The sequence below is a fragment of the Acidobacteriota bacterium genome (assembly GCA_016700075.1).
Lineage (GTDB): Bacteria > Acidobacteriota > Blastocatellia > Pyrinomonadales > Pyrinomonadaceae > OLB17.
In genome coordinates this window covers 1,456,814-1,479,388 of the sequence record CP065000.1, presented here as the reverse complement: position 1 = coordinate 1,479,388, position 22,575 = coordinate 1,456,814, and the positions used below count along the sequence as shown (strand labels likewise).

20 protein-coding genes and 1 tRNA gene are annotated in these 22,575 nt (G+C 55.3%); 9 read left to right on the top strand and 12 right to left on the bottom strand.

Going from position 1 to position 22,575, the window contains the following annotated elements; translation table 11 throughout:
- Positions 1-13 precede the first annotated feature (13 nt).
- Both trpD and IPM50_06595 read right to left on the bottom strand, forming a co-directional pair.
- Positions 14-1,096 (bottom strand): anthranilate phosphoribosyltransferase, encoded by a 1,083-nt coding sequence (gene trpD / locus IPM50_06600; GenBank protein ID QQS34233.1) that lies wholly within the window; start codon positions 1,094-1,096, stop codon positions 14-16.
- Between the two features lie 52 nt (positions 1,097-1,148).
- The gene (locus tag IPM50_06595) at positions 1,149-1,715 is read right to left on the bottom strand and encodes an aminodeoxychorismate/anthranilate synthase component II (GenBank protein ID QQS34232.1); all 567 of its coding nucleotides are present in this window, start codon (positions 1,713-1,715) and stop codon (positions 1,149-1,151) included.
- Positions 1,716-1,834: 119 nt separating this feature from the next.
- On the opposite strand from IPM50_06595, the gene IPM50_06590 reads away from it, so the two are divergent.
- On the top strand, positions 1,835-3,610 hold the full coding sequence (locus IPM50_06590; protein ID QQS34231.1) for a hypothetical protein: 1,776 nt from the start codon (positions 1,835-1,837) through the stop codon (positions 3,608-3,610).
- Here the strand turns inward: IPM50_06590 and IPM50_06585 are convergent.
- The gene (locus IPM50_06585) at positions 3,603-4,385 is read right to left on the bottom strand and encodes an SDR family oxidoreductase (protein ID QQS34230.1); all 783 of its coding nucleotides are present in this window, start codon (positions 4,383-4,385) and stop codon (positions 3,603-3,605) included. The two genes, IPM50_06590 and IPM50_06585, sit on opposite strands and share 8 nt — an antisense overlap.
- A 174-nt stretch (positions 4,386-4,559) precedes the next feature.
- On the opposite strand from IPM50_06585, the gene IPM50_06580 reads away from it, so the two are divergent.
- On the top strand, positions 4,560-5,549 hold the full coding sequence (locus IPM50_06580) for a hypothetical protein (protein QQS34229.1): 990 nt from the start codon (positions 4,560-4,562) through the stop codon (positions 5,547-5,549).
- Between the two features lie 6 nt (positions 5,550-5,555).
- Here IPM50_06580 and IPM50_06575 read toward each other — a convergent pair whose 3' ends face one another.
- A complete protein-coding gene (locus IPM50_06575; protein ID QQS34228.1) occupies positions 5,556-6,284 on the bottom strand; it encodes a hypothetical protein in 729 nt (242 codons plus the stop codon).
- Between the two features lie 109 nt (positions 6,285-6,393).
- Here IPM50_06575 and hrcA point away from each other — a divergent pair, with 109 nt between their 5' ends.
- The 5 genes from hrcA (at position 6,394) to IPM50_06550 (ending at position 13,116) form a co-directional block, all read left to right on the top strand.
- The gene (hrcA, locus tag IPM50_06570) at positions 6,394-7,527 is read left to right on the top strand and encodes a heat-inducible transcription repressor HrcA (protein ID QQS34227.1); all 1,134 of its coding nucleotides are present in this window, start codon (positions 6,394-6,396) and stop codon (positions 7,525-7,527) included.
- 36 nt (positions 7,528-7,563) lie between these two features.
- A complete protein-coding gene (locus IPM50_06565) occupies positions 7,564-8,499 on the top strand; it encodes a nucleotide exchange factor GrpE (GenBank protein ID QQS34226.1) in 936 nt (311 codons plus the stop codon).
- Positions 8,500-8,520: 21 nt separating this feature from the next.
- Positions 8,521-10,326 carry a molecular chaperone DnaK gene (dnaK, locus tag IPM50_06560; GenBank protein ID QQS34225.1) on the top strand — a complete coding sequence of 602 codons (1,806 nt, stop codon included), beginning with the start codon at positions 8,521-8,523 and terminating at the stop codon, positions 10,324-10,326.
- Positions 10,327-10,433: 107 nt separating this feature from the next.
- Positions 10,434-11,534 (top strand): molecular chaperone DnaJ, encoded by a 1,101-nt coding sequence (gene dnaJ / locus IPM50_06555; GenBank protein ID QQS34224.1) that lies wholly within the window; start codon positions 10,434-10,436, stop codon positions 11,532-11,534.
- A 61-nt stretch (positions 11,535-11,595) separates the two neighbouring features.
- Positions 11,596-13,116: a hypothetical protein gene (locus tag IPM50_06550; GenBank protein QQS34223.1), complete on the top strand. Its 1,521-nt coding sequence runs from the start codon at positions 11,596-11,598 to the stop codon at positions 13,114-13,116.
- 2 nt (positions 13,117-13,118) lie between these two features.
- Here the strand turns inward: IPM50_06550 and IPM50_06545 are convergent, their stop codons facing one another.
- Together IPM50_06545 and IPM50_06540 are read right to left on the bottom strand one after the other, a co-directional pair.
- Entirely contained in the window at positions 13,119-13,571 is a 453-nt protein-coding gene (locus tag IPM50_06545) for a GatB/YqeY domain-containing protein (GenBank protein QQS34222.1), read from the bottom strand.
- Positions 13,572-13,584: 13 nt separating this feature from the next.
- Entirely contained in the window at positions 13,585-14,328 is a 744-nt protein-coding gene (locus tag IPM50_06540; protein QQS34221.1) for a TonB family protein, read from the bottom strand.
- 37 nt (positions 14,329-14,365) lie between these two features.
- Between IPM50_06540 and IPM50_06535 the strand changes: the two genes are divergently transcribed.
- A complete protein-coding gene (locus tag IPM50_06535) occupies positions 14,366-16,180 on the top strand; it encodes a hypothetical protein (protein ID QQS34220.1) in 1,815 nt (604 codons plus the stop codon).
- A gap of 58 nt (positions 16,181-16,238) precedes the next feature.
- Here the strand turns inward: IPM50_06535 and IPM50_06530 are convergent, their stop codons facing one another.
- The 4 genes from IPM50_06530 to rdgB all read right to left on the bottom strand — a co-directional run bounded on the left by IPM50_06530 (position 16,239) and on the right by rdgB (position 17,910).
- Positions 16,239-16,487 carry a hypothetical protein gene (locus tag IPM50_06530; protein ID QQS34219.1) on the bottom strand — a complete coding sequence of 83 codons (249 nt, stop codon included), beginning with the start codon at positions 16,485-16,487 and terminating at the stop codon, positions 16,239-16,241.
- Positions 16,488-16,778: 291 nt separating this feature from the next.
- On the bottom strand, positions 16,779-17,060 hold the full coding sequence (locus tag IPM50_06525) for an HU family DNA-binding protein (protein QQS34218.1): 282 nt from the start codon (positions 17,058-17,060) through the stop codon (positions 16,779-16,781).
- Positions 17,061-17,169: 109 nt separating this feature from the next.
- Positions 17,170-17,246 (bottom strand) — tRNA-Pro (locus IPM50_06520).
- A gap of 64 nt (positions 17,247-17,310) precedes the next feature.
- The gene (gene rdgB, locus IPM50_06515; GenBank protein ID QQS34217.1) at positions 17,311-17,910 is read right to left on the bottom strand and encodes an RdgB/HAM1 family non-canonical purine NTP pyrophosphatase; all 600 of its coding nucleotides are present in this window, start codon (positions 17,908-17,910) and stop codon (positions 17,311-17,313) included.
- A 121-nt stretch (positions 17,911-18,031) separates the two neighbouring features.
- On the opposite strand from rdgB, the gene IPM50_06510 reads away from it, so the two are divergent.
- Positions 18,032-19,321 carry a hypothetical protein gene (locus IPM50_06510; protein ID QQS34216.1) on the top strand — a complete coding sequence of 430 codons (1,290 nt, stop codon included), beginning with the start codon at positions 18,032-18,034 and terminating at the stop codon, positions 19,319-19,321.
- Here the strand turns inward: IPM50_06510 and IPM50_06505 are convergent.
- Both IPM50_06505 and IPM50_06500 read right to left on the bottom strand, forming a co-directional pair.
- Positions 19,313-21,838 (bottom strand): ABC transporter permease, encoded by a 2,526-nt coding sequence (locus IPM50_06505; GenBank protein QQS34215.1) that lies wholly within the window; start codon positions 21,836-21,838, stop codon positions 19,313-19,315. The two genes, IPM50_06510 and IPM50_06505, sit on opposite strands and share 9 nt — an antisense overlap.
- Positions 21,835-22,527: an ABC transporter ATP-binding protein gene (locus IPM50_06500; protein QQS34214.1), complete on the bottom strand. Its 693-nt coding sequence runs from the start codon at positions 22,525-22,527 to the stop codon at positions 21,835-21,837. Before IPM50_06500 ends, IPM50_06505 begins: the two co-directional genes overlap by 4 nt.
- Positions 22,528-22,575: the final 48 nt, after the last annotated feature.

Here is a 22,575-nt window from a genome sequence, read left to right as displayed (position 1 = left end):
CTTCAACGGATAGTTATTTCTTGTTCGTGATCTGGATGAGGCGTTCGAGCTTATTCTGTGCCATGCCGCTATCGATGCTTTGTTCGGCGAGCCGTGCGGCGTGAACGGGATCTTTTGCCAGCCCGCCGACGTAAATGGCGGCGGCGGCATTCAATACGACAAGAGAACGAGCTTCGTCGCGGCGTTTGCTGGAAAGGACGTCGCGGATGATGGCTGCGCTTTGTTTCGCATCGGCGGCCCGCAGATGTTCGGTTTTGCCTAGTTTTAGTCCCATGTCTGTTGGGGATATCACTTGCGACGTGACGTTGCCGTTCTTAACGATGCCGACCAATGTCTTGCCCGCCAGCGTTATCTCGTCCATGCCGTCCTGGCCGTGGACGACCCAAGCGTGTTCGGCTTTCAAAAGTGCAAGTGCCCGTGCGACGGGTTCGACCATCGACCGATGCCAGACCCCTATCACCTGTCGCGTCGCTCCGGCGGGATTCGCCATCAGGCCTAGCAGATTAAGGCAGGTGCGGATGCCGAGGCTGCTGCGAATATCCGCGACACGGCGAAGGCCCGGGAAAAATTTTGGTGCGAACATGAATGTCAGCCCGACGCCGCCCAGCGCAGCCTGTGCGACTGCGGTCTCCCCCGCGACTTTGATGCCGAGCTCGCTTAGCACATCCGCCGAACCGCATTTCGTTGTAACGCCTCGGTTACTTTGTTTCGCGACCGTAAGCCCGGCACCGGCGGCGACAAGCGCCGCGGCGGTGGAAACGTTGAACGTCTTTGCGGCGGACGAACCCGTCCCGGCGATATCGACGGCTCCTTTTGGCGAGCGGATCTTTTCCGAAAGCTGCCGCATCACACTCGCCATGCCTGCCAGTTCTTCGTCAGTTTCGCCTTTGGCCGTGAGGGCCGTCAGGGCTGCCGCCATCTGATTCGAGCCGATGCCGCCGCCGGTCAATACTTTGAAAAATTCGGCAGCCTCGCGTGCAGTCATATCCTCGCCGCGGACGAGCTTTGCCAAAAAAGGAAAAAGCGGCGTGTCGGATTTCGCACTTGTCGGCACGGCAGGAGCGGATCGCTGCCAAGATGTTCTTTTTGCGGGCATAGAAAACGGGGAGAAATGCGGGCAGGGCGTTTGTCGCCCTCCTTCTAATATCTCAAAGCGAGAGGAAGTTTTGCAACAAGATTTTGCCGTGCTCGGTCAGAATGGACTCCGGATGGAACTGCACGCCTTCGATCGGCAGCGTACGATGGCGGAGTCCCATGATGATCCCGTCGGCGGTTTCGGCGGATATTTCGAGCGTGTCGGGCAGCGTGTCGCGTTCGACGACGAGCGAATGATAACGCCCTGCATCAAACTCCGGCGGAAGTGAGCGAAAGATCGTCTTGCCGTCATTTATAACTCTTGACGACATACCGTGAACAGGCCGCGGAGCCCGGACGACGCGGCCGCCGAAGTGCTGCGCTATCGTCTGATGCCCGAGACAAACGCCAAGGATCGGCAATCGCACGGCGAACCTTTCAATTACCGCGAGCGCGATCCCGGCGTCGTTGGGCGTTCCGGGACCGGGCGATATCAGAATGCGCGTCGGCTTTATCACGTTCTCGATATCATCGACCGAAACCATGTCATTCATCACAATGCGCATTTCGGCACCGAGCTCGCCGAGATACTGCACGAGGTTGTACGTGAATGAGTCGTAGTTGTCGATGATAAGCAGCATGAAGGATAGCAATAAATAACAAGCGATCAGCAGTAATTAATTTAAACAAAAAGATCCGTTTACTAATCGGAGGTTTCACACTATCATAAAGGCATTCCAGATCGGAGGTAAATTAACTTATGCGGCGCACGGCTATATTGATGCTAATTGCGGTGTCCTTTGCGTTGAACTCTTTTGCTCAGGCTCCGGCAAAGCCCGAATATGACGAGGCTACGAAGAAGCTTCGTGCCGAGGCCGCAAATATGCTGCGCGAGACGGCGGGTGAACTGACGCGGCTGCGTTTGGCGGAGAACCGCATCAGTTTTGCGGCGGAGCTTGCCGGGCTGATGTGGCTGCATGACGAAAACGAAGCGCGCGCGATGTATCAGGGGGCGATATCCGACATGCGGATACTGCTGCTTCAGCTTGACCAGCAGATGGCGATTCCGGATATGACCGGTGCCGACGACGGCATCTCAGGCGGGCTTTTCGGCCGTGCCTTTACGTCTCCCGTGGAGCGAAAATTCCGCATTGCAATGGGCGTCCGCCGTCAGATAGCGTTGAGTTTGGCGGATCACGATGCGGACCTGGCATACGATTTCTTCTACAACAGCCTCGCGGAGCTTTCGAATTCCGAGATGAAGCGGGATATCGAAAAAGAGGACAAATATTTTGAGTTTCAGTTTCTGAAACGCATCGCCGATGCCGACGCTGAAAAGGCACTTCGTTACGGCAAACGCTCGCTGGCTGATGGTGTCGAGGCCCAACACCTTGAGATCTTGAGAAGTATCTACAAGAAAGATGCGGACAAAGGTGCAGAGTTCGGGGCCGAGATACTGGCAAAACTCAAGCAGACAAAGGTCGATGATCTGAGTCATTGGACGGTCAGTGTACTGCTCGATTTCGGCGCGGCAACCCTGGAAGATGCCGGGAAGAAAAAGAAGAAGCCCGTGTATTCACGCGGCGACCTGCGCGAGATAGCGGACATTCTTGCGAATATTTACTTGACTGCAAAGGATGAGGCGCAAGCTTTCTACGCCGCGATGGCGATCGAGAAGATAGAAAAATTCAACCCCTCGCGAGCCGGACAACTGCGAAGCAAGTTCAGAAATGAGCCTTCGTTTCGCGGCGGAGCTGCGAACGCCGCAGTAAACGCCGCCATGACGGCCGCAATAGCGGCAAATGCGGCGATTACTGCCAATGCAACAAATACAGCCCCGGTCGATCCGCGCGTTGCAATACGCGAAGAGCGCGAGGCCGAATGGCAGAACGCGTGGGAAAATGTTGGCAAACTCGCCAACAAAGAGCTGCCGAAAGAAGATAGGCAGGCCGCCATTGACGAGGCTCGGCGGATCATCGAGCGGACATCGTCGCCGCAGGCAAAAGTGACGGGCTTGACAATGCTCGCAGGCGTCGTGGCAAAGGCGGGCGATAAGGAACTCGCACTGCAGTTGATGAACGAGGCCGAGCGTTTTTCAAACCCGTATCCGAAAACGTACGTCGATTATATGATGACCTGGATGCTGGCAAGCGGAATGGCAGAGGTCGAGCCGGAGCGTGCGTTCCGGCAATTGGAGAGTGCGATCTTTCGCCTGAACGATACAATTGCGGCGGCGGTGAAGATAGCTGAGTTCATCGACGTCAATGATGAAATAATCGAAGAAGGCGAACTTCACGTAGGCTCTTTCGGCGGCTCGCTGATCAGGGACGTGACACGTGACCTGCGGGTCGCAACACCAACGTTAAAGACGCTGGCGGCTGCCGATATGGCGAAAACAAAAGCCCTCGCCGAGACATTCGACCGGCAAGAGCTTAGATTCCTCGCAAAAATGATGGTGCTGCGTGCCGTGTTGGACGACCGTCCGCTGAGCGAGGGCGACGACAAAACGGACGAAGCCGAAGAGGGCGTTAAGTAAGGCTCGTGCCCAGCAGCCACGAACCGCCGTCAACGACCAGCGTAACGCCGTTGACGTAACTCGCCGCATCGGACGCGAGAAACAAAGCGGCATTCTCAATATCTTCGATGCGGCCGAATCTGCCGACGGGAATTTTCCGCATCATTTTCTCGCGCAGCTCCGGCATCAGCAGCCGCTTCATTCCTTCGGTGTCTTCGATCGGGCCCGGTGCGATGCCATTAACGCGGATGCCGTGGCGGCCCCATTCGACAGACAGATTTCGCGTGATCGCATCAACGCCGGCCTTTGCGGCGGAGACGTGTATCTGCATTGGTGTGGCAAGGTAATGCAGAGTCGCGGAGATATTGATGATCTGGCCGCGAGATCTTTTGAGTTCTTCGAAAGCTGCACGGCTGACGTTGAAAGTGCCTTTTGTATCGATATCAACGACCGTGCCAAAGCCGTTCGCCGAAAGCTCTTCAGCCTGGCAAAGAAAGTTTCCGGCCGCGCCGTTCACAACTATGTCGATCTTGCCGTAATGTTCGACCGTTGCCGCTACGGCACTCTCGACGGCCTCGTAATCGCGGACGTCCGCCGCCACCGAGAAACACTCGCCGCCAAAGCCTTCGACCGCGGCCTTCATCGCGTCGAGGTTCTCCTTCTTTCGGCTTGTGATCGCGAGTTTTGCTCCGTGTTCGGCAAACGCTCGGGCCACTCCGCCCGTGATGCCCGTGCCGCCGCCTGTGACGAACGCGACTTTGCCCTGTAAAATGTCGTTGTTGAATACTTTGGTCATACCTTGCGAATGCTAACACACTCATATTACCGCAGAGACGCAGAGACGCAGAGAGGGGAACGCCGGTTAACGAGAATTTTCGCAAATTCGATTTCTCTACGAACTATCTTTGTACTTTCTCTCTGTCTCTGCTTCGCTGCGGTGAGTTTTTCCTGCAGCAGCAAGCCGACCGATATGCGTGCTCTCGTTCCGGCGGAAACACTCGTGTATATGGAGTCCAATGACCTTGCAGCGTTGCTGCAGCCGGTCGTGACCAGCCGCCAATTCTCGAGCACAGCGGCTTCCAAGCCGGACCTTTCGCCGATGAAAGGCGTGCAGGCCGCGGTAGCCGTGACGGGCTTTGAACTGACCGAGGAAAAGGTAAACGAGGAACAGAGCATTGCCAAGGTGCAGCCGCGTTTTGTCGTCGTGGCCGATACAAAGGCGTGGAATTATCAGGCGGTCGCATTCGCAGAGCATAAATTGGGCGAACTGGCTGCGGGCATTTTCGGCGGCGAGGCGACACTTGAAGCAATCGACAAACACGGCGGAAAGTTCTTTGTCTGGACAGCTCGCGACGGACGAAAGGCGCATGCTCTGGTCATTGACAGCCTGATCTGGTTCGGCAACGACGAGAATGCCATAGAGAAATCTCTTGCAGCCCGACGCGGTGAGACGCCGAATATTTCAAGCACGGGTAAGATCCAACCGCCGGAAAGCGGTACGCTTGCGAGAGGTTACGTTTCCACCGACGGCATCGCGCAGATTGCGAATCTGGCCGCAATGAAGATCGCTACCGAAGCTGGCGACGAGAATGAATTGCGTACGGTTGTCGCTGCCGTTCTGCCGGAGATGATACGCTCATCGGCGACGGAAATTCGGTGGACGTCGTTCCGTGCGGAGCAGGGAATTGAGGACAGATTCGCTGCAGTTTTGCCGGCTGAACGGAAGGCTGCAAACAACGAAATGCTGACCGAACTCCTAGATTCCTTTTTCGAAGGCATCGAACAAACCACGGGCGAAGAGATCGCCGAGGCCATCGGCGACCGGCGTGAGAATTCGCCGTCCGCACCGAACCGCATACACCGCCGAGAGGATCATTTCACCACGGATACCGCCGAGCGGCGTGTAACATCAGACCTCGGTTTTGTCGGCTGGCTCATCGCACAAATGGCCGGCGAATAACTTGCTTTATCGCTTTCGTGCGGCCTTTTTCAGCTTTCTAACGTTGTTCTCGATCCATCGTTCGGCGGCGGCGTAATATTCAAACTTCTGCTCGTCGCGGCGAAATGCGGCGGTATGGTTGTATCGCCGGCCGTTGACGTGTTTGGTCGGGTGGACAATGTGCAGCATCTCGTGAAACAGCACATATTCGACCACGTATCTCGGTACGTCCGCCGAATCGAGCGAGCGGCTGATAGTAATGTGATCGTGCACGGCGTCGTGATGACCGAGTATGCGATAGGTCTTACGGGCAGACCACGTGAGCGTCGGTTTTTCGATCGGCGGGACGAAGTATGTCGCGTTGATGTCGTCAAACATCTCGTCGAGGTCGTAAACGTGACCGGCCGTTGTTGTCACGACCTTGCGGCCGCGTGTGCGTTTTCTTTCAGTCGCGCGGTCACGAACGGCGGGCGATCTTATGTAGGCGTTGTAAACCTCGCGCGCTCCGCGAGGGATCTTTCTGCCGAGAATTTTCCCGACCAATATGTAAGCAAGGCCGCGTTGGCATGGCCCCGGCATCTCACGGCAGATATCGCCGATGCGGACGAGAACTTTGCCCTCTCTTACGCGGATCGTGTGATTTATGCCAATATATGGGTAAAATGTGATGTGGATCGGCGGCGGTTCGCGGTCCGGCTGATAGGCACGAAACGCTTCAGCGTAGTAAGAGGCCAGATCTTCCGTCCCGATTTCCATAAGATCGCGATGTTCAAGCGATTTAGCACAAGTTAAACATTTTTGTTGACTTCGTTGCGGCTAAAATGCTATCCCTTTATATGGGAACAGCATACAGCCGCGTGGCGGTATGCGACAAACTCACCCGAACAGAATGACCAATGGCGGCGAAAAGCCCCAAAATGTGCCCGATTCCCGGGGACAGGTCATACTGACAGCGATCATCAATGAACATTTCGTAACGGGCGAACCCGTTGGTTCAAAAGTTCTCGCAGAGAGGTTTGCCAACGCGTCCGGGATGAGTTCGGCGACGATTCGCAATGTGATGGGCGAGTTGGAGGAAATGGGGATGCTCGAACAGCCCCACACTTCCGCCGGACGCGTTCCTACCGATGCAGGATATCGGTATTACGTTGACAATCTGCTTGGCGTGCTGAGTATTTCGGACGATGACCTTTTTACCATCGGCGAGGAACTCGGCATAAAGAACGCCGAGCCGACAGAGACGCCGGACCGCCTGCTGGAACGCACTTCCCACTTGCTCTCGGCTCTTTCAAATAATGTGGGCATCGTAGTATCGCCGTCCTTGGCGAATGATCGCCTGCAGCACATTGAATTTGTCAATCTTACTGACAATCGCGTGCTCGTCGTATTGGTCTCGACGCCGAATATCGTCCACAACAAGATAATTCGGCTGAACACAGCCTTTACGAAAGAGGAACTCGACCGAACGGCGAATTACCTCAACACCGAGTTTGCCGGTAAGAGCTTGGCCGAGATACGTGTCGAGATCCTCAGGCTTATGCACGAGGAAAAGACACTCTTTGACAAACTGCTCCAGACGGCGGTGATACTGTGCTCGCAGAGCATAGAATCAGAGGAGGACCGCATGGGTGAGGTTTTCGTTGACGGTACGCCGAACATCCTGACAAAACGGGATTTTGCCGATCTGGAACGCCTGCGTGAACTGCTGCAAGCCATCAGCGAGAAATCTCGTCTGATGCAGGTACTGACCGAGTGCATCGGACGCGACGGCGTGGTGAACGGCGACGTTCAGGTCGTCATAGGCAGCGAGAATCGAACGCCCACCCTGCAAAACTGTTCGCTGATATCGGCACCATACCGCATCGGTGACGGTTCGGCGATCGGGACGCTGACGGTGCTAGGCCCCACGCGGATCGAATATGCCCGTATGATCTCCATTGTCTCCTACATCGCCCGCACGCTTGAAAGACTGATGTCGTCAGACTCCGGCCAACGATAAGCCGCGACAGCAGAGCACTGCTGCCTCAATCACAAAATGAATCCGAACGACCAGATACCGATGCCGGAAGAGGCACTCGATGAGATGGAAACCGACAACGGTGCATCTGTTGACGATTTTCTGAAACAGCTCGCGGAGCGCGAGCGTGATCTCCATATTACGTCCGACCTCAGTATTGAGATCGAGGATTCGGAGTTCGATCCGCGGAATATCTCGGAAGAGGCGATAGAGCCCGTGATCGAACGGGCGTCCGATCCGATGTCGCTTCCCGTTTCGGATGAGCAGCCGGCCGCGGCAGCTGCGGCCAATCAGCCCGGACTGAAAACGCAGGTTTTTGAACTGCAGCAGGAGCTTTCAAAGCTCAAGAACCGCGTTGAGGAACTAAAGGCAGAGCGTAACGACATTCAGGAAAAGAGCGACCGCCGGCTCAAAGATTTTGAGAGTTACAAATATCGAATGGACCGCGAGCGCCGCGGCTCTTTCATTGACCAGATCAGCAATCTGGCGACTCAGATGCTGCCCGTGCTGGACAATTTGGACCGTGCGATCGATTCGGCAACGTCTGACGGAGCGGCCAAAAGCGAAGATTTCCAAAGGTTTTACGACGGAATTGTGCTTGTGAATCAGCAAGTTCGAGAGGTGTTCGCGGAAATGGGTGTCGAGCCTATATCGGCGGTAGGAAAGGATTTTGATCCGAATCTGCACGAAGCGGTCGCGATGGATGAAAGCCCTGATATGCCTCCAAATACCGTCGTCGATGAGATGCTTCGAGGTTACCGTATAGGCAACCGTGTGATACGTCACTCGATGGTAAAGGTCACGCCTGCCGCGGCTTACCGTCGAGATGACATCCCTGCAGAAATCCCGGCCGCGATCGAGGAAACTCCACAGCCTGCCGTTGTTGATGTTGATATTGACGCGGCCTTTGAAGACGCGCCCGAAAAAGAAAACTCACCGCAGATCTCAGAATAGAACTCTTAAGAATTAACCGTTATGGGAAAAGTAATAGGTATAGATCTTGGCACCACGAACTGCTGCGTATCCGTCCTCGAAGGCGGCACCGTTCAGATCATCTCAAACAAGGAAGGCGGCCGGACGACGCCGTCCGTCGTGGGCTTTACCGAAAAGGATGAACGACTCGTCGGCCAGATCGCAAAGCGTCAGGCGGTGACAAACGCTGCGAACACGCTGTATGCGGTGAAGCGGCTGATCGGCCGCAAGTTCGATTCGCCCGAGGCCGAGAAGATGCGCGAGACCGTGCCCTTTGAGATTGTCAAAGCGCCCAACGGCGACGCTCATATACGCGTACTGGACCGTGTGTACAGTCCGCCCGAAGTCTCCGCCATCGTACTACAAAGGTTGAAGGCCGCCGCTGAGGACTTTCTAGGCGACCGCATCGAAGAGGCGATAATCACGGTTCCCGCATATTTTGACGACATGCAGCGGCAGGCTACTCGCGACGCCGGAAAGATCGCCGGCCTCGAGGTCGAACGCATCATCAACGAGCCGACCGCGGCAGCGCTAGCCTACGGTTTCGGCAAGAATCAGACCGAAAAGATCGCTGTCTATGACCTTGGCGGCGGCACATTCGACATTTCGATACTCGAGATAAATGACGGCGTTTTTGAGGTTCTCTCGACGTCCGGTAATACGTTCCTTGGCGGCGAGGATTTCGATCAGCGAATAATCGAATGGATGGTCGAGGGCTTTAAGGACGAACACGGTGTCGATCTGAAGCAGGACCGCCTTGCCCTGCAGCGGCTCAAAGAGGCCGCTGAGCGTGCGAAATGTGAGCTTTCGAGTGTTTCTGAAACCAACATCTCGCTGCCGTTCATTGCAGCAGATTCCTCTGGGCCGAAACACATCAACATGACGCTGTCGCGCGACAAGTTCGAACAGATCGTAAAGGACCTGGTCGAAGCAACGGTCGAGCCGTGTCAGAAAGCCCTTTGGGACGCCAAGCTGCAGCCCACTGATATCGACAAAGTAATTTTGGTCGGCGGGCAGACCCGTTCACCGATCATCGCCAGGACCGTCACCGAAGTTTTCGGAAAAGAACCTTCATCGGAGATCAATCCGGACGAGGTGGTCGCAATGGGAGCCGCTATTCAGGGAGGCGTGCTGACAGGCGAGGTAAAGGATATCGTCCTTCTCGACGTTCTCCCGCTCAGCCTTGGTTTAGAAACACGCGGCGGGCTGTTTGTGAAGCTCATTTCGCGAAACTCGACCATTCCGCTAAAGAACACGATGACCTTCACGACGGTCGTGGACAATCAGCAGTCTGTAGAGATACACATTCTGCAGGGCGAACGCGAGATCGCTTCGGCAAACCGAAGCCTGGCGCGTTTTGACCTGGTCGGGATCCCGCCCGCACCGCGCGGTGTTCCGCAGATCGACGTTACTTTCGAGATCGACGCGAACGGCATCGTCAGCGTTTCGGCAAAAGACAAGATGACCGGACTCGAACAGGCAATTCAGGTCACGCCGTCGTCAGGATTGGCTCCGGACGAGATCGAAAGGCTCATAATCGAGGCAGAGACGTCCATTGATCGGGACCGCGAGGAAAAGGAACTTATCAATGAACGAAACCGCCTTGATTCACTTATCAGGAACGCAAGGCGCGCGATGACAGAGGTTGGGTCGGCACTACAAGCGGGGGACCACGCGGAGATAGTCGAGATCCTGAAGGCAGCTGAAGCCGCGGTCACCTCGTCGAGTATGGACGAGATACGTATTCAGCTGGACCGTGTGGAAGGTGCTGCGAACAAGATCACGGCGGCGATGCTCGCCATGAACTAGTTCGTAACGGGCAGATACATTTCAGGCTTGAGAAGATTCGGGCCTTTGATGCAAAATATCAGAAGCGTCAGTTCTTGATCGAGCTGACGCTTTTTGGATTGCGGCAGATGAGCAAAAGAGATTATTACGAGATACTTGGAGTTTCGCGAAACGCCGGCGACACGGATATAAAACGCGCCTATCGCCAGCTTGCGGTAAAATATCACCCCGACAAGAATCCCGATGATCCCGCGGCTGAAGAGAAATTCAAAGAGGCCGCAGAGGCATATTCTGTGCTTTCGGATCCGCAAAAACGTGCGGCCTATGACCGTTTTGGTCACCAAGGTGTCGGAGCCGGCGGACCCGGATTCGATCCCGGATTTTCGAACATAGACGATATTTTCGAAATGTTTGGATTCGGCGATGTCTTCGGCGGCCGCGGCGGGCGTCGAACTACGGTCCAACGAGGTTCTGATCTTCGCTACGACCTCGAGATCACGCTTGAGGACGCTGCCACCGGCAAGGACGAAAAGCTTCGTATCCCGAGGCTTGAGAAATGCGAAGAATGCGACGGCAGCGGTGCGGAAAAAGGCACATCGCCGGAAACCTGCGCCACCTGCAGCGGGAGCGGGCAGACGCGATACAGCCAAGGCTTTTTCAGCGTGATGCGCACCTGCTCGACCTGTCAGGGTAAAGGACAAACAATTCGTACGCCTTGCAAAGCATGCCGAGGCCAGGGACGCGTCGAACGCGAAAAGACCATCGAGATCAAGATACCCGCCGGCGTCGAGACGGGCTCGCGGCTTCGCGTTTCCGGTGAAGGCGAGGCCGGCGTGAACGGCGGGCCTCCGGGTGATCTGTATATCGTTGTTCATGTCAGGCAGCACGAGCATTTCGAACGTCAAGGCGACGATCTGTATTCCGTAGCACCCGTGACATTTTCGCAGGCGGCACTCGGAGCGGAACTTTCTGTCCGGACGCTCGGCGGCGAAGAACCGCTAAAGGTTCCTGCGGGTACGCAGACCGGGACAGTTTTTCGGGTCAAAGGACACGGAATGCCGACCCTCGGCGGCCGCGGCAAAGGTGACCTTTTCGTCGCGGTGACCGTCGTGACCCCTAAATCGCTCTCGAAAGAACAGCGAAAGCTGATGGAACAGCTTGCCGAGGTCGAGGATCAGGATCTGTCAAATGAGTCTTTCATGGACAAGGTCCGCAGCATTTTTCAGTAAGTTCCGCGAATCTTAACATCGCCGCTGAGCGAAAGCTTCATCTAATTACGGGTTTATTCATATGAGTTTTCGCTTCGGGGTAACATTTACGGCCGCCTTAATAGCGGCCTTTGCCTTTTCTGTTTCCGCCCAATCGGCGTCAAAGGTCCTTGGACGTGCGAACAAGGCTATGGGCGGAGAAAAGACTTTGAAGGCCGTTTCATCATGGCGGCAGACAGGCTCGATCACGCGTTTGTCTGACGGCGCTTCGGGGCGTTTCGAGGCGCAGGCATCGGGCGGAAACCTATTCGGTGTAAGCTACGAGATCCGCGGATTTGAATATGAGTCGGGCTACAACGGCAAGTCGGGCTGGGCACGTGATTCCCGCGGCGGACTGCGGACCCTGACCGGCGACGCAGCACGCGATATGCAGGCGGAGGCCCAATACAGAAATACACGCTGGCTGCGAGCAAAGGACGAAAAGGCGAAACTGACGCTTGCCGGCCCCGCAACGGTCCGCGGCAGAGCGGCAACAGTGGTCTTGTTGACGACAGCGAAATCGGCGCGGCTGCGGCTGTTCTTTGACAACGAAACGGGACTTCTCGTCCGCGAAGAGATGTCTCGCGGAAGCGAAATGCGCGTTTTTGAATACGATGGTTACCGTCTTGTGAACGGCATTCAGACGCCGTCTATGATCAGTTTTGAAGAGTCCGGCGAGACATATCGGATCACGATCGACGAGGCGAGTTACAACCGGCCCGTCGCGCGCTCGGTGTACGATTTTCCCGTTGTCTCAAATGAGCCGCTTCCGGATATCCCTAGCCTGCTCAATGAGATACGGGCGAATGCCGATCGCGTTGACGAGATGCTAGAGAATTACAGCTTTACGGAAAAGCGTATCGAGCGCGATCTTAAAAGCAACGGCGAATTGGTAGAGAAAAGCTCCGAGACTCGGTCGCTGACATTCTATAAGGGCTTTCGCATCACACGCACAATCGAGAAGAACGGCCGGCCGCTGTCGCCGTCGGATCAGGCAAAAGAGGACCGTGACGTTCAGAAACAGATAGCCGAGATCGAAAAGAAGATCGCCGAAAGGCAGCGGCGGCAGGACAACACGCGGCAAGTTTCATCGGGTGCCGCCGGGCAGCCGAGTGGTGAGGGGCAGCGATTTACCATCGCCGAGGCATTAAAAGGCTCTCTGCTGCTGAATCCGAGACGCGAGCGTTTTAAGGGCCGCGAAGTGATCGTATTCGACTACGAGCCGAATCCCGCGTTCAAACCGCAAACACGCAACGAGCGTTTGTTTGCTCTTTGCACCGGTGCGGTATGGGTGGATGCCGCAACGCGTCAGGTCGTTCGGCTCGATGCCGTGCTGACGAAAGGCGCGGGAAATTTTATTGCAAAGGCTCAACGCGGCGCGTCGTTCACGCTGGAGAACGAGATCGTAAACGACGAGATCTGGCTGCCGGCAAGGGCTGACATCAATCTTTCCGTCCGCATACTTTTTGCCGGCATCAACATCAACAATCTCGTGCTATACAGCGATTACAGGCGTTTCGAAACGGAGGTCGAGGATGCCAAGGTCGGAAAGCCCGATCAATAGCATCAATTACCGGACAGCCTGTTCTTAACGGCCTCGCTGACCTTTTTGCCGTCTGCCGACTTTCCGGCGAGGTTCGCCATCGCTGCCTTCATCACAGCACCCATGTCTTTCATTGACGATGCACCGGTCTCGGCAACTGCCGCCTCGACCGCTGCCGCGATCTCGTTCTCCGAAGCTGCCCGCGGCAGATAGGCTTCGATGAACGCGATCTCGGCGTTCTCTTTTGCGGCAAGCTCTGCACGGCCTGCGTTCTCATATTGTTCTGCAGAATCACGCCGCTGCTTTACCAGCGTCTGTAATGCCTTGGTGATCTCGTCGTCGGTAAGTTCACTGCCCTTTTCTATCTGGCGGTTCATTAACGCCGCTTTCACCATACGCAGCACCGAAACCTTGTCGGCGTCTTTTGCTTTCATCGCTGCGGTCAGGTCGTCTATTATTTTTTTCTGCAAAGTCATGCTCTTGTGTGTGTTATGGAACAAAGTTGTAAACAAGGACCCCAGACACCTTTACCGGATTGCCGGAAAGCATTGTCGGCGAAAAAGCTGATTTGCAGGCGGCCGTCCGAGCTGCATCCGTGAAAAGTGCATTTCCGCTAACCAAGCCCGCTCTTACGACAGAACCTTGTTCGTCGATGAGAATTGATACGGATACAGCTCCACCAGCGCCCGCAGCTCTCGCCTCTGCCGGATATCTTGGTTTGGGAAGAGACGTCGCTTTCCCGTTCAGGATGCCCCCACTTACCAATTTGGGCACGCGCGCTCCAGGTTCTGATGTCGGCGAAGGTCTGTTCGCCTTGCGAAAATTGACGTCTAGATTGACAGTAAATGTGACACGCTGCTCAGTTGCAACTCCTTCAACAATGATAGGTTCAAATTTTGCATTTTGAATCGAACGAACGACACCGGCTCTCGCCGCATCGATGAACTCGATCGGATACGAATCGCAAGGATACATCGGACCGTGAAGAGCTACGACGTCGCTGGGAGTGCCATCACTAGAGAGAGTCAAAGAGACGATCACCGAGCCGCCAATACCGCCAGACTGCATGACGTCGGTCATCACATAATCCTCAATGCTGAGCACTTTGACCGGAATGCTACCCTGACCAAAAAGGCTAGTCGAAGATACACAAACCGAAGAAAGAAGTAAAAACAGAGTGAAAATGTGTGATCTCATCGTCATAATAGGCAAAATAATACCATACTGCGACAACGTCGTTAGGCTGTGGTAACTTAAACTGCGTTCATGTATGCATATTCGTTGGCGTTTCGGCATTGTTGCGGGTATTTTTCTAGCGGTATTTTCGTTATATCCGCAGTTCAAGATGCTGTATCTGCGCGGCGACGCGTGGAACGGGCATTACGCCTACAACGACATTGACGAGGTCGCCTACGCCGCGTATTTGAAAGCACTTATCGACGGGCGTCCGCGAAAGAACGACCCTTACACAGGCCGCGACGATTCGCCCGAAGACCCGCAGCCGGAATCACTTTTTTCCATACAATTCGCGGCTCCGTACTCGATCGCAATACCGGCACGAATTCTTGGGATCGACGCTCCCTGGGCCATGACCATCGCAGGAGCATTGGCGGCGTTCTTGACGGCGTTGGCAGTGTTCTGGCTATTGGCTAGAATGTTCGGCAGCGAACTGTTCGCGATGGCAGGCAGCATCGTCGTGCTGGCCGGAGGTGCGCTCTTTGCAGGCGAAGGGGCGATAGGCGAGATCCTCGGAACTTCGTATTCGTATCCGTATTTCCCGGGATTTCGGCGATATATTCCTGCACTGGCTTTCCCGGCGTTCTTTGCAATGCTGGCTTTGCTATGGAAATTGCTCGGCAGCGAAAAGGATGGCGGTAACTCTGCCGAACCGCGGCCGTTTGCGGTGCAAGCCGGCGTCATTTTGTGTTTTGCATTTACCGTCTATTCGTATTTTTACGTATGGACATCGGCTGCGGCGGTCTTGGCGTGTATGGCAGCGGTATGGCTGATCTTTCGGCCTGAAAGGTATTTATTTGACCTAAGGTCATTGGCGTTGGTCGGTGTCGGCTGTGTTCTGTCTATCGTTCCGTACGGCTATATGCTCAGTAAACGTTCGCACACGATGGACGACGTCCAACTTCTTGTTCTTACCCGCGAGCTCGACCTTACGCGGCCGCCTGAGATGATCGGGTTCATGGTTCTCGCGGTCATCGTTGTCGGAGCGGCGACGGGTATCTTTCGGCTTCGGGACAAGGCGATGTTGTTTACCGCTGTTCTTGCGGTAACGCCCGCGGTCCTCTTCAATCAGCAACTGATCACCGGCCGCTCGCTGCAGCCGATACACTATCAGGTCTTCATTGGTAACTACATTGCCGGGCTCGCGGTCATATGTGCTATCGGGCTGTTGTGGCGTGAGGCATTTGGGCAGGGAAAGAGGGGAGCGGTCATACTTTCGACAGTCCTAGCTACGCTCGGAATAGTTTGGGGCTTTGTCGAGTGTCACTACACGGTCCGCATACTTGACGATTCAAATGTCGCCCGCGACGAGGCTCTGCCGGCTGCAAGGCGTGTGGCCGAGTTGATCAACGATGACCCACAAAAACACAAACGCACTGTTCTGCATCTTGGCATCGCCGAGGGCGACGACCTGCCGACGCTTGCACCGGCGGCGGTGCTTTGGGCACGGCATCAGCATGTTTTTCCGGGCGTGACATGGCAGGAGAATAAAGAACGCTATTATCAGCAGCTTTGTTATCAGGGCGTCGGCGGCGGGCAGTTAGCCAACGGCATGAAGCACGGAGGCGATTTTGTCTCTATGATCGCCTTATTCGGCTGGGGAAGGCACACGGACCGTTTGAATGCCGAATACAAGCCGCTAACCTTTGGCGAGATCGACGACGAGGTAGGTGTTTACGAGGAATACTGTGCCGCGTTCGATCCGCGGAAGCCGGGTGCGGTGCCATTGGACTACTTGATCACTCCGGAAGAGCTAGACCCTTACATGGACGGCATAGACCGTTGGTATGTGCGTACAGACAGGGAGCAGTTCGGCAGATTCATTCTTTACAAGCTTAACCTAAAATAAAAAAAGACCGCCGATGAGGGCGGTCATAAGCAATACACTTAGATCAAAAACGCTGATTTTAAGCAGCCAAAAGGTCGTTCGAGGTCTCGGCAAATACACGGCGGCCGTTGAGCGCGTCGTCAATGATCTCGCGAACCGCCGAAGCGTCCGGGTTGACGTCCATGCGGGCACATGCCCTAAGATGCCTGATGATGCCGTCATGTGCGATGTCGTAAGCGTCGCCCGACAGTTTTGAGAACCTTCTAGCCTGGATGTGATCTATCTGCAGAACCCTGTCCTGCAATGTCATCGGTCTAGCTGCTGCCACTTATGTTTTTCTCCTTTATTCAATAAAATAACCCTATCTCTGCAAGGAACGACAGGGCTTTCATCTGCGGCCGTAACGCTGCGGGCCGCCCGCAAACAAATTGAAAAAACCTCGGAATAGCAGTCGCATTACGGACGCTGGACGGGCGGGTTTCAATTTGTAAGTTTATGTTAACAGAGCTTTTTGTGATTTGTCACTACTTTTTTTCGCAGCATCGCGATTTTTTTCAAAAAAGCCCGGCATTCCACAAGGAATGCCGGGCTTTTTGATGGCGTAGCACAATATCTTGTGTTAGCTGATGGCGTCTTTCATCGCCTTGCCGACGGTAAATTTAACGGTCGTTTTCGCCGGGATCTTGATCGTTGCGCCGGTCGCCGGGTTGCGGCCTTCGCGAGCCTTGCGGTGGGTCTTTTTCAGTTTACCGAAGCCGGGAACGGTAAATTCACCGTTTGCCTTTACTTCAGAAGTAGCGAGAGCTGCAAGTGCGTCGAACATCGCTTTGACGTCGGTTTTCTTGCATCCTGTTGAATCAGCAAGGCTGCTGATGATCGCGGTCTGGGTCATACGTGCCATAGTTTTAGTAACCTCCAATTTGGTTGAGAATAATAAGTCAGTGTTTCTAGTAAAGATCTTGCCGTTGAAATACCCGGCAATCGGGTTATGCCAACCTTAAGGAGCAGGTTGGTCGGGGCGGCAAGATTCGAACTTGCGGCCTCACGGTCCCAAACCGTGCGCACTACCAGGCTGTGCTACGCCCCGTCAGTTTCACCAAGGAAACGAATCCAAGTGTCGAATTCTAAGGCTGAAAGTGCGCTACGTCAAGTCAAACCGCAAGAAACTCCCGTAAAAATGGGAGCATTTCTGCGATAGCCTTCGACCGATGACTTAGGCTGTCCTTTATCTCGGAAGGCAATTCGCCAAAAGTTCGGTCGAAACCGTCGGGGACGAAGATCGGGTCATATCCAAAACCTCCGGTGCCAAAGGGTGCATCTGCTATCGAGCCGTCACAGGTGCCGACCGTCAAATGCACTACACTGCCGTTTGGGTCAGCCAATGCCGCCGCACAAACGAACCGAGCTTTGCGGTCACTACTTTCAGTTTCCGCAAGCCGATCCAGGATAAGCCGCATCTTCTCGTCAAACGTCGTTTCGCCGCCGCCGTAGCGGGCTGACAGCACTCCGGGCTCGCCTTTGAGTGCGGCGACCTCTAAGCCTGAATCATCTGCCAGCACAGGCATGCCCAGCCGTTTAGCGTAATAAGCTGCCTTGATAGCGACATTCTCGGCGAATGTTGTGCCGTCTTCCCGCGGAGGTTCGATCACCATGTCTTCCGGCAAGCCGGCAGCCGTAATGCCGGCCTCTGCCAGCAATCCTGTCAGTTCACGGATCTTTCCTGAATTTGTCGTTGCCAACATCAGTTCCATAGCGGCTCCTCTCCGAACAATATTGTAAACTTTAGGGGATAATGTATTAATATTGCATTGGCAGTTCAGCCGGCATCCCGTTTTATAGCCCGGAAACGAAATTAGAGGAGCACCGTTCGCAGTGACGACGCTACTTGAGGAAAACCTAGAGACCGCGACCGCAGACAGCGGAAAAGGAACATTGTCCGCCGAGAAAAGCGAGGCATCTGCACTAATGCGCCGATTAGAGGCCGACGCAGGCGTCTGGCTTACGTCCTCGCAAGCGTTCGCGCAAACAACCGGCGTAACGCGTATGTCGCGTTCGGTGACGCCTAATGTTTCGCCGTCTATGGCACGGATACTACATGAGGGGTTGAACCGAGTTTCCCTGCTTACTTCGAGAATACATGCACTCGAGGTTGCCGGCGGCATTCGGTCCGATCGCCATGCCAAGACCGTCTTTACGTGTCTCCGCGATCTGGTCGCAATGGGTGCCCCGGCATGGGATCGGCCCTTTTCGGTACCGGAGTTCGTTTCATGGTGCGGACTGATCCAAATAGGACTAAGTAGTGCGACCGCCTCTACAGAGTATTTTCACAGGGCAGCCGAGTCGGATGGCGACCTTTTCGGAAAGGATATGCTCGAACGCTTCAGCGGCGGCAACGATCCGGGCATATCGGCCGCGGCAGAGCTAAAACTGATACTAAGAAAGTTTGGGGCCATATTTAGGTATCTGGAAACTATCGAAAGCTTGATGGAGCGTGACGAGCCGCTGAAGCCCGGCGTGCTTATCTTCGCGCATGTCGAACAGCAATGCAGCGAACTGCTGACGCTGATGGAAGGGCGGGCAATTGCTCTTCGAAAGGTTGATGAACAGTTGGCAGATGCTGTTGACGGGGCAGCATACATTGCATCCATTGAAACAAAAAAGGTCTTTGATCACGAGCTTTCAGGGATCCTGGAAATACGGCCCGTCCCGGCGATCTTCGCGCGGTTTGAAGCGGCTCATGCTCTGCTCAAAGAAGGATTTCAGCAGACGATCGCGTCCATACTGCGACAGTACGATGATTCGATCGACGTTTTGGACGTCTATCCCTCGCTAAAACAGAAGCGTGAAAATTCCTTTGCACTTCGGCGAGAGATGAAGGCTCTGGCGGATGCGGTCGCGGCCGCTGAGGCCGCCCCCGATTCTCCCGCTGCGGACGCCGTGCGGCGCAGCGTTTCTGATTTCATGGCAGGTCCGGTGCGGTTCCTTTTCTTCAAGGATATTGAAACGGTGGAGCGTTTCGCGGAGGAGATCGAACTTGCTACAGCCGAAGGCGAACTCCAGCCGATACTTCATCGTTTCAGTGCGTTTTTGGAAACGCTGATCGGCCAGGTCAGCCTGCGGGCTGTTTTAGCAGAAGAAGGCGGGCCGCAGGCGTCATTGTGAACGCAAAGTCGCAAGTGGCTTCCGGAAAAGCACATCAAAGCTTGCCAGTACACCTACCGTAAGAACGATCAAGGCCGTAGCGGCAACGCCGACAACGAGTATCATGGGCTCCGGCGACCAATCGATGTTCAAGATATAGATGCACGCCACGTAAGACAGAACGGCCGCAAATCCCGCACCTATCAGCCCCGCGAGGCTGCCGAGGATGAAATACTCCGACACCAGGATACCCGTCAGCAATCGGCGTTTTGCCCCTAACGTTTTAAGAATCGCGTTCTCGTAAATTCGCTGCGACTTTGTGAGTGCCACGGCGCCGATCAGGATCAAGATGCCGCTCAGCAGAACGAAGCTGCCGACGAAGGAAACCGCAATGACGAAGTTGCCGACGAGGCGGTTAACGGTCGTCAGGATGTCCGCAACGTCAAATATCTGTATGTTAGGGAATTGCTCGACCAGGTCCCGCTGCAGCTTTTGCCGCTCGGTCGCCGGTATCTGTCCGACAACCGTCGATGCAAAGGTCTGCGGTGCTTTTTCCAATACACCGGGACGAAACACGAAGACGAACGCCGTGCGTGTGTTTCGCAGGTCAAATTTACGGATGCTCGTTACCTCTGCGGTTATCTTTCGGCCGGAAATATCGAACGTTATCTCGTCGCCGGGACGGACGTTGATACGGTTAGCGAAGCGGTCCTCGACTGAGACTTGCGGGTTTTCGGAAGGCTCGTTGGGCCACCATTTGCCGTCAATTACGTTTTCGTTCGATTCCAGTTCAGCGCGGTAAGTGATCGCAAATTCGCGGCCGATCTGTCCTTGCTGCTGGCGCATCTGCGGCTGCTGCAGGTCCAGCGGCTCACCGTTTACCCCAGCGATGCGGGCTCGCACGGTCGGGATCTTTTCGGGCTCTTCGCCCAGCCGCTGTTTGATGGTCGACGAGACGCCGTCGATCTGACTTTTCTGGATGTCGGCGAATATCAGGCTTGGCAGGCGGCTGTTTTGCGTCAGATCAAACTCCCGCAACAAGCTTGACTGGACAAGCTGCACCGAAAGCACGACGAATACGCCGAGCCCGACCGCCAGCATAACGACGCGTGTTTGATTGCCGGGGCGTGACAGCGAGTTTATCGCCTGCCGCAGCGTCAGCGAGCGAAGTCTTTTGAAGCGTTTTAGAATCCAGAGTAGAACCGATGCGGCGACGAAAAGAACGATCCCCGCTGCCGCAATACCGCCGAGAAAGATGCCGCCGACCTGAGGAGAGCCGGCCTGCCAAATTGCGATGCCGAGCAGCGAAAGCAGACAGAACGCCGCGATCAGGATGCCTTTCCAATCAAGGCGGCGGAGATTTGCATTGTTCTCATCTCGAAGCAGCAGCCGCGGCTTGATCGAGCGTATCTGCATCAGCGGCAGCAGCGAAAAGAGCGTGGAAATTATGATGCCCAGTGCGATGCCTTGCATCGAAGTCCCGAATCCGACGACGTAGCTCATCTTGTCCGGAAGCACGTCGGCAAACCGCCACGCACCGAGCCAGAGTCCGATCTGTGCGAGGCCTACGCCCGCAACGCTGCCCAGTAAGCCAAGTATCAATATCTGCAGAATGTAAACAGAAAGCACGCGTCCGCCCGACGCTCCGAGACATTTCAGGACGGCGACGGAGCGGCGTTTCTGCTCGACGAAAGCACGCGAGACGTTCCAGATGCCGATGCCGCCGAGGACGAGTATCAGCAGGCCCGTCAGCGAGAGATAGTTCTCGGTACGGGTGAATTGCTCGCTGATGTTCTCCTGCTGTTCGCGGTAGGAATTCACCTGAACGGTCGTTCCGCGAAGACGTGTCCGCAGTTCTCTTGCAAGCGGCGTCGGATCGTCGCTCGTGCGATACAAAATTCGGCGGCGGACACGGCTCATGTTTCGTGTGATACCGGCTTCGTCAAACGCACGTTTTTCGATGAACACTCGGCTGCCCAAACGAAAGCCGCTTGAGCCGCCGGGCTCTTCGTCGAACGTGCCCCGTATCTCGAACGTGTTTTCACCGATCCGAACCTTGTCGCCGATGCGTGCTCCTGTTTCCTCAAGCAAAGTGCTGACAAGCAAAGCGCCGCCGTTCTCGATCTGTTTGAAATTGAACGGCGTGCCGTCCGAAAGCCGAAAATCGCCCACGAGCGGGAATGAAGGCTCGACGCCTTTCAGATCGACGAACTTTATTTCGACGCCTGTCGGCGTTTCAAAACGAGCCATCGAGGGCGTCGTGATCGCCTCGTCACGGGCCTCAACCATCGACGACGCACGGATCACCTCTTCGACAATGCCGATCTCGGACGGCGTGAAATCGTTTGTTGACGAAACCTCGATGTCTGCTGTAAGCAGAGCGCGTGCATCGTTGCCGACGACGCGATTCAGATTGATTATCAGCGACCGGAGAGCAACCACCGATCCGACACCGAGCGCGATGCACAAAAAGAAAAAGAGCAGCCGCCGCCATGAGGAGCGGATCTCGCGTTTCGTCAGATTGAGAATGAATCTCATCTTGCCGCTGCTTCTCCACTGTTCGCGATGTCTTCGACGACGCGGCCGTCCTTGAGAACGACCTGCCGCTGGGCCTGGCGTGCGAGCGAGTCGTCGTGCGTTACCAGCACTAGCGTTATGCCGTTCTGTCGGTGCAGGTCTTTCATCAGGTCGAAGATGTGCTGGCCGTTCTTTGAATCGAGATTCCCCGTAGGTTCATCGGCGAGAAGTATTTTCGGGCGGTTAGCAAATGCACGAGCGATGGCGACGCGTTGCTGTTCACCGCCGGAAAGTTCCGAAGGGTAATGATGTCCGCGTTCGGTCAGCCCTACGGCTTCGAGCAGGCGTTCGGTACGCTGTTCCGCGTTTTCGGAACCCAGAATTTCCATCGGGATGATGATATTTTCGTATGCGGTCAGGCTCGGGATCAGGTGGAATGATTGAAAAACAAAGCCGATCTTTTCGCTGCGGAGCTTGGCAAGTGCGTCCTCAGGCATCGCCGTTACTTCACTGCCGTCAACCACTATCTCGCCGCTTGACGGGGCGTCGAGCCCTGCGATCAATCCGAGCAGCGTCGATTTTCCGCTGCCTGAGGCTCCCGTAACTGCAACGAACTGCCCGTCCGGAATGTTGATTGAAACGTCATCGAGGATCGTGAGAGCCTCGGTGCCGGACGTGACGGTCTTTGTGATATTTCGGAGTTCGATCATTTACGAAAATGGTAACTTGCCAAATCGGCCGCAACAAGCTGGAATTGT

What these genes read in the sequence shown, in the direction of transcription:
- rdgB (QQS34217.1), bottom strand. Translation starts at nt 17,910, where the DNA reads ATGGAACTGATGTTGGCAACGACAAATTCAGGAAAGATCCGTGAACTG.
- hrcA (QQS34227.1), top strand. Translation starts at nt 6,394, where the DNA reads ATGCGACAAACTCACCCGAACAGAATGACCAATGGCGGCGAAAAGCCC.
- IPM50_06580 (QQS34229.1), top strand. Translation starts at nt 4,560, where the DNA reads ATGCGTGCTCTCGTTCCGGCGGAAACACTCGTGTATATGGAGTCCAAT.
- IPM50_06550 (QQS34223.1), top strand. Translation starts at nt 11,596, where the DNA reads ATGAGTTTTCGCTTCGGGGTAACATTTACGGCCGCCTTAATAGCGGCC.
- IPM50_06500 (QQS34214.1), bottom strand. Translation starts at nt 22,527, where the DNA reads ATGATCGAACTCCGAAATATCACAAAGACCGTCACGTCCGGCACCGAG.
- IPM50_06525 (QQS34218.1), bottom strand. Translation starts at nt 17,060, where the DNA reads ATGGCACGTATGACCCAGACCGCGATCATCAGCAGCCTTGCTGATTCA.
- IPM50_06505 (QQS34215.1), bottom strand. Translation starts at nt 21,838, where the DNA reads ATGAGATTCATTCTCAATCTGACGAAACGCGAGATCCGCTCCTCATGG.
- IPM50_06545 (QQS34222.1), bottom strand. Translation starts at nt 13,571, where the DNA reads ATGACTTTGCAGAAAAAAATAATAGACGACCTGACCGCAGCGATGAAA.
- IPM50_06595 (QQS34232.1), bottom strand. Translation starts at nt 1,715, where the DNA reads ATGCTGCTTATCATCGACAACTACGACTCATTCACGTACAACCTCGTG.
- IPM50_06590 (QQS34231.1), top strand. Translation starts at nt 1,835, where the DNA reads ATGCGGCGCACGGCTATATTGATGCTAATTGCGGTGTCCTTTGCGTTG.
- dnaJ (QQS34224.1), top strand. Translation starts at nt 10,434, where the DNA reads ATGAGCAAAAGAGATTATTACGAGATACTTGGAGTTTCGCGAAACGCC.
- IPM50_06575 (QQS34228.1), bottom strand. Translation starts at nt 6,284, where the DNA reads ATGGAAATCGGGACGGAAGATCTGGCCTCTTACTACGCTGAAGCGTTT.
- IPM50_06565 (QQS34226.1), top strand. Translation starts at nt 7,564, where the DNA reads ATGAATCCGAACGACCAGATACCGATGCCGGAAGAGGCACTCGATGAG.
- dnaK (QQS34225.1), top strand. Translation starts at nt 8,521, where the DNA reads ATGGGAAAAGTAATAGGTATAGATCTTGGCACCACGAACTGCTGCGTA.
- IPM50_06535 (QQS34220.1), top strand. Translation starts at nt 14,366, where the DNA reads ATGCATATTCGTTGGCGTTTCGGCATTGTTGCGGGTATTTTTCTAGCG.
- trpD (QQS34233.1), bottom strand. Translation starts at nt 1,096, where the DNA reads ATGCCCGCAAAAAGAACATCTTGGCAGCGATCCGCTCCTGCCGTGCCG.
- IPM50_06585 (QQS34230.1), bottom strand. Translation starts at nt 4,385, where the DNA reads ATGACCAAAGTATTCAACAACGACATTTTACAGGGCAAAGTCGCGTTC.